The sequence below is a fragment of the Proteus sp. G2669 genome, from assembly GCF_009915245.1.
Taxonomy (GTDB): Bacteria; Pseudomonadota; Gammaproteobacteria; order Enterobacterales; family Enterobacteriaceae; genus Proteus.
Map to the genome: position 1 here is coordinate 89,103 of NZ_JAABLX010000054.1, position 6,400 is coordinate 95,502.

The 6,400-nt window shown below is 36.3% G+C and carries 5 protein-coding genes; all 5 read left to right on the forward strand.

Annotated features, from left to right (window positions below; translation table 11 throughout):
• The first annotated feature begins 53 nt into the window (after positions 1–53).
• Positions 54–695 carry a uridine kinase gene (gene udk, locus GWI68_RS17465; RefSeq protein ID WP_036938247.1) on the forward strand — a complete coding sequence of 214 codons (642 nt, stop codon included), beginning with the start codon at positions 54–56 and terminating at the stop codon, positions 693–695.
• A 67-nt stretch (positions 696–762) separates the two neighbouring features.
• Positions 763–1,344 (forward strand): dCTP deaminase, encoded by a 582-nt coding sequence (gene dcd, locus GWI68_RS17470; protein ID WP_072070520.1) that lies wholly within the window; start codon positions 763–765, stop codon positions 1,342–1,344.
• A 47-nt stretch (positions 1,345–1,391) separates the two neighbouring features.
• Positions 1,392–3,326 carry an outer membrane assembly protein AsmA gene (gene asmA, locus GWI68_RS17475; RefSeq protein WP_109409726.1) on the forward strand — a complete coding sequence of 645 codons (1,935 nt, stop codon included), beginning with the start codon at positions 1,392–1,394 and terminating at the stop codon, positions 3,324–3,326.
• Positions 3,327–3,601: 275 nt separating this feature from the next.
• Complete coding sequence (gene dcuC / locus GWI68_RS17480; protein WP_109409728.1) at positions 3,602–4,963, forward strand: anaerobic C4-dicarboxylate transporter DcuC; 1,362 nt, start codon at positions 3,602–3,604, stop codon at positions 4,961–4,963.
• Between the two features lie 679 nt (positions 4,964–5,642).
• The coding region (locus tag GWI68_RS17485) for a type VI secretion system Vgr family protein (protein ID WP_243733454.1) at positions 5,643–6,400 on the forward strand (758 nt) is incomplete at its 3' end.

Below are 6,400 nucleotides of genomic sequence, written 5' to 3' on the forward strand. Positions count from 1 at the left end.
ATTTACATATTATTACGTTATCCCTCTTTTTATTTCAAACCAGGTTTTTGATTATGGCTGACACAGCACATCAGTGCACAATTGTAGGTATCGCTGGAGCTTCTGCTTCGGGTAAAAGTCTTATTGCAAGTACGCTTTACCGTGAATTAAGAGCACAAGTAGGTGATCATAATATCGGTGTGATACCAGAAGATTGTTATTATCGTGACCAAAGTGATTTAACGATGGAAGAACGATATAAGGTCAATTATGACCACCCAAATTCGATGGATCATGCACTTTTATACCAGCATTTGTGTGAACTAAAAGCAGGAAATGCCATCGAACTCCCTCAGTATGACTACGTTGCTCACACTCGCAAAACAGAATCCATCCCTTTTAAGCCTAAAAAAGTTATTATTATTGAAGGCATCTTGTTATTAACAGATAAGCGCCTGCGCGAAGAGATGGATTTCTCTATCTTTGTTGATACGCCATTAGATATTTGCTTAATGCGTAGAATTAAACGTGATGTAAATGAACGTGGACGTAGCTTAGACTCAGTCATTGAACAATATAATAAAACTGTTCGTCCGATGTTCTTCCAGTTTATTGAACCTTCTAAACAATATGCCGATATTATTGTGCCAAGAGGGGGTAAAAACCGCGTTGCGATTGATATTCTGAAAGCAAAAATTGGACAGTTCTGCGAATAATAGGTTCATTTATGGGCAGCTTTCATGCATGATGAAACTGCCTAATTAACTTGAAGAAGGAAATAAAATGCGATTATGCGACCGTGATATTATTCAGTGGCTGGATGAAGGTAAATTAGTCATTGAGCCTCGCCCGCCTGTCGAGCGAATTAACGGCGCAACAGCAGATGTTCGCTTAGGAAACCAGTTTCGTGTTTTCCAAGGACATACTGCCGCTTATATTGATCTGAGTGGTCCAAAAGCTGAAGTGAATGCTGCATTAGAACGTGTGATGAGTGATGAGATTGTTTTACCTGAAGGTGAGGCGTTTTACTTACATCCTGGTGAATTAGCATTGGCTGTGACACTAGAATCAGTCACATTACCTGATAATGTGGTGGGGTGGCTAGATGGACGCTCATCATTAGCACGTTTAGGCTTGATGGTGCACGTTACTGCACATCGTATTGATCCTGGTTGGCATGGGCAAATCGTATTAGAATTCTTTAATTCAGGTAAACTGCCTCTTGCATTAAGACCGGGCATGGTGATTGGTGCATTAAGTTTTGAACCTATGTCTGGCCCCGCCGATAGACCTTATAATCGTCGTCAAGATGCTAAATATAAAAATCAACAAGGTGCGGTAGGTAGTCGAATTAGTGAAGATTAACTATCTTTATAATCATCATTATCAGATTTTACTAAACGGGTAATTATATGAAAAGGTTTTTGACAACACTGGCTATTTTGCTTGTGGTTATTTTGGCAGGCTTAACAGCATTAGTTTTACTCATTAACCCTAATGATTTCCGTGGATATCTTGTTGAGCGAGTTGAAAAACAAAGCGGTTATAAACTCACATTACAAGATGATATGCGTTGGCATGTTTGGCCAAAACTGAGCATTATCAGTGGTAAAATGTCATTGACAGCACCTGGTGCTGAAATGCCTTTAATTACTGCGGATAATATGCGTCTGGATGTTGAGTTATTACCGCTTCTTTCTCATCAACTTGAAGTAAAAGAAGTCATGCTTAAAGGTGCTGTAGTACGTCAAACACCTGAAAGTAAGGCTATCCCTAAAATAGTTTCTCCTTCTACGCCTAAAGATGTTTCTCACCCTGTGATTGAAACAAGAGCGAATAATTGGCAGTTAAATATTGCCAAAGTCAAAATTTCAGACAGCTTAATTATTTGGCAGATGAAAGATGGTGAGCAACTTAATTTGCGTGATATTAATTTATCGCTGAAAACAGATGATAAAAAACAAATTAATCTAGAGATGAGCACGAAAGTAAATCGTGATCGTCGTGAGATAACGCTAAATGTTGCCGCTAATGCTGATATGAACAGCTATCCTTACCAAATCAACGGTACGATCACACAGCTAGATTATGCATTATCCGGTGTGGAAATCCCTGAAAATGGCATAACAGGAAGTTTAACCTCAGATTTTATGATCCAAAATGAGGGTGTGAGAAAAATTTCATTTGATAATCTAAATCTAACTGCTAATGACAGTCAATTACAAGGTAGTGTTAGTGCAGAGTTTGCAAATAAAACACGTTATCAAGTTGATTTAAAAGGTGAACAATTAAATTTAAATACGTTGTTACCAGAGTTAGCAACGGCTAAAACAACTGAAACTGCATTATTGTCCCTTAAAGATAATAAGACACTATCATCATTTTCATTATTTAATACTGCACACGCGGCTCCAGCACCTAATGCCACGATTATGGCCAAGCCAGTTATTACTTCAGTGACTGTTGAAAATAAAGAATATGATTTAACGCATTGGGGTGATCTTGAATTTACGCTGAAATTAGCACTGAATAAGCTCCTTTATAAAGATTTAGAGATTAATGATTTTAAACTTGATGCGCTAAATAATCCTAACTCGATGAATATTCAAACTTTAACAGGAAAGATTCATCAGGGTGATTTTTCACTACCTACTGTGATTTCTACAAGTATTGTGCCAGCACATATTAGTATGGATATCACAATGAATAATATTCCGTTACAACCTCTATTGCGTGCGTTTAATCAGCCTGAAAATTTCAGTGGATTAATTTCAGCCAAAGGAAATATCGAAGGTGCGGGATATAACCGAAAAGCCTTTTATCATTACTGGCAGGGCACACTCAATACCTCATTAACTCAATTTAAGATGCAGGGCCTAAATGTCCCACAGGTGATCCAGCAATCTATTGCTCAAGCGACAGATAAAGTGATTTATCCTGAAGATATAGAAAGTTACACCCAAGCAGATAATGTCATTGCCCAATTTAAATTAACACCCAAAGGACAATTGACGGTTAATTCCCTTGATGCCCAAGCGGATGCTTATCAAATTAAAGGGCAGGGTAAAGTTAACCTTCAGCGTCATGATCTTGATGTAACATTATTGGTTAATATTAAAAAAGGGTGGGGTAAAGAAAATGAATTTATTCGCCAACTGGCTAAAATTGATATTCCATTAAGGCTTTATGGAGATTGGAATGCGGTGCAATATGAACTCAATGTTGAAAAATTATTGCGCGATCAATTACAGCAAAAAGCGAAACAAGCCATCGATAATTGGCTGAATAAGCAAGATGCTGAAAGCCCAGAAGTAAAAGCACTTAATCAGCTATTGAAGAAAATTTAATTTCACGATTTTTAACTTCATCACATTCTTAATAAAAGCACACAATTTTGATAATTGTGTGCTTTTTGCTTTATATCTATCATTTAATTTATGTTTTGAATGAAAAGTAAGCATTCGTGCTATACCTATGCAAAAAAATAGTCGTTTTTTTGATATATGTCATACACTGCAACGTTGCCTTTGGGCAGAGTGTGTCAATCGCACTAAACGCAAAAATGATGATAAAAAATAAAAAACTTCATTTTATAAATGACTACTTTAGACAGGATAAATAAATGATTGAAATTCTTATCGGCGCCTTAGTTGCTGTAGGCGTTGGACGTTATATTGTAAAAGGCTATTCACCAACCGGTGTTCTAATGACAGGTGGTCTGTTATTACTGATCATCAGCGTTATTATGGGAAGAGCTGTTTTACCTGCAAGTGCAACTGCGACAGGCTATGGCTTAATCGATATTGTTGAGTATGTGAAAAATCTACTAATGAGCCGTGGTGGCGATTTAGGTATGATGATCATGATACTTTGTGGTTTTGCTTCTTATATGACACACATCGGTGCTAATGATGTTGTTGTTAAATTAGCATCACGCCCGCTGAAAATGATCAACTCACCTTATCTGCTGATGGTTGCGGCTTACATTGTTGCATGTTTGATGTCACTGGCTGTTTCATCAGCAACAGGTTTAGGGGTGTTGTTAATGGCAACTTTATTCCCTGTTATGGTGAATATGGGCATTAGTCGCGGTGCCGCAGCTGCAATTTGTGCATCTCCAGCCTCTATTATTTTAGCGCCAACATCGGGAGATGTTATTTTAGCCGCTGAAGCATCTCAAATGCCGCTGATTGACTTCGCATTTAAAACCACATTGCCTATCTCTATTGCTGCAATTATTGGTATGTGCATTGCGCACTTCTTCTGGCAACGTTACCTTGACCGCAAAGAGCACATTGAAACTGAAATGTTAGACGTGAATGAAATCAAAACTCACGCACCAAGTTTCTATGCGATTTTACCTTTTACACCAATTATCGGTGTTCTCGTTTTTGATGGTAAATGGTTACCAGAGCTTCATATTGTTGCCATTATTATTATCTGTATGATTTTAGCGGCTGTGATCGAATTTATTCGTAGCTTTAGCGCAAAACAAGTTTTTGAAGGTTTAGAAGTTGCTTACCGCGGTATGGCAGATGCATTTGCTCAAGTTGTTATGTTATTAGTCGCAGCAGGGGTATTTGCTCAAGGTTTAACAACAGTTGGCTTTATTAATGCATTAATCGAAGGTGCTCAGTCATTAGGTTCAGGTGCGATTGTGATGATGATTGCACTGGTATTAATTACCATGTTAGCGGCGATGACAACAGGCTCTGGTAACGCGCCATTCTATGCTTTCGTTGAATTAATTCCTCGTTTAGCAAGCAATATGGGTGTTAACCCAGCTTATTTAACTATTCCAATGTTACAAGCTTCAAACTTAGGCCGTACATTATCACCGGTTTCTGGTGTTGTGGTTGCGGTATCAGGTATGGCGAAAATTTCACCGTTTGAAGTGATGAAACGTGTTTCTGTACCAGTATTAGTAGGACTGGTTATTGTTATTGTTGCGACTGAAATTCTTGTACCAAGTACATTAGGTTAATTATTAACTTATTAAATTAATCTAAATTTATTGTTTTAAATTTTATTGGCGGGTTTTGTAATTGAACAAAGCCCGTTTTTTATTGAATAAAATTTAAAAATTCTGCCTTATTCTTTCTCATCACACTCATAAATATATAAATAAATATAATAAATCTTATTCTACTCCTATTTGGAGTGATTAAATATTTTTATATTCAAAATTCTATATATATAATTAAATTTTACTTTAAATACTCTATTAATATCCCATGTTGTATTAAATTTGTATTGTTTTATTTGTAACTGATTGTATTTAATGGATAAAATTATTTTTTGATAAAATTTAGTAAAAAATTAACTGTAAATATATTACTAATATAAATAAGAGTAACTACTTATTTATTCCTATTTTTTTACTGTTAAATCACATTTAAAAATAAATAGGTTTAATTTATTTTATGTATCGTGGTATGTTTGGCTTAAATCACTGGTAAGTATTATTAAATACGCTTTTTTATTGGCTAAAAATGATGCTATGGATAATGAATTGATAATCACGCCTTATGTGCTTTGGTTTACAGCAAAGGGCGGTAGCGTGTTTTATGGTGATTAATAGGGTAATTCACAGTGAATAACCACTAAAAAATACACTACTGATCAATTAAATACATAAAAAAGAGAATGTAAAAATGGAGAATATGGCCAGGTACAATGGACAAAATCGCTATTATCTTAATGTACAAGGATGTGATGTTTTATTTGATGTAGAATACTTCACTGGACGCGAAGCAATAAGTGATACCTACCATTATCAAATTACCTTTACTTGCCAAACTCAAGATTTACAGCCACAACAACTCTTGCGCCGTAGTGCAACGCTATCTTTTACACCGCCAATTAACAGTATTACCGATTTGGCAACGCAAGAGCCCATCACTAAGCAAGTTCATGGTGTTATCACACAATTTCGGCGTTTATCAGGTTCGGTGGATGAAGCGCGTTATCAACTCGTTATTGAGCCTGTCTTTGCATTATTACGTCATCAAATCCGCTCTCATCGATTTTTCCTCAATCAATCTGTGCCTGATGTTGTAAGCCAAATTTTACGTGAGCATAATTTTAAAGATTGGGAATTTGAATTTACACTTAAAAATGAATATCCCAAACGCGAGCAAATTAATCAATACAATGAAAGTGATCGTCAATTTATAGAACGACTATTAAGTGAAGTTGGTATTTTTTACTCATTCTATTTGCAAGACCAAACACAAACTGAAGTCATCCGTTTTGCCGATCGCCAAAGTGCTTACACCTTTGATAAAACACTACCTTTAAATAGCCCATCGGGCATGAATGATAATCACCAAGAAAGTGTATGGGGATTATCATTACACCATCAAGTGGTCGAACAGAATGTATTCACCAAAGACTATAACCATCGTCAAGCGCAAGACAC

Bases quoted from the DNA above. Each gene is read 5' to 3' on its own strand.
- dcd (WP_072070520.1), top strand. From the start codon at position 763: ATGCGATTATGCGACCGTGATATTATTCAGTGGCTGGATGAAGGTAAA.
- asmA (WP_109409726.1), top strand. From the start codon at position 1,392: ATGAAAAGGTTTTTGACAACACTGGCTATTTTGCTTGTGGTTATTTTG.
- udk (WP_036938247.1), top strand. From the start codon at position 54: ATGGCTGACACAGCACATCAGTGCACAATTGTAGGTATCGCTGGAGCT.
- dcuC (WP_109409728.1), top strand. From the start codon at position 3,602: ATGATTGAAATTCTTATCGGCGCCTTAGTTGCTGTAGGCGTTGGACGT.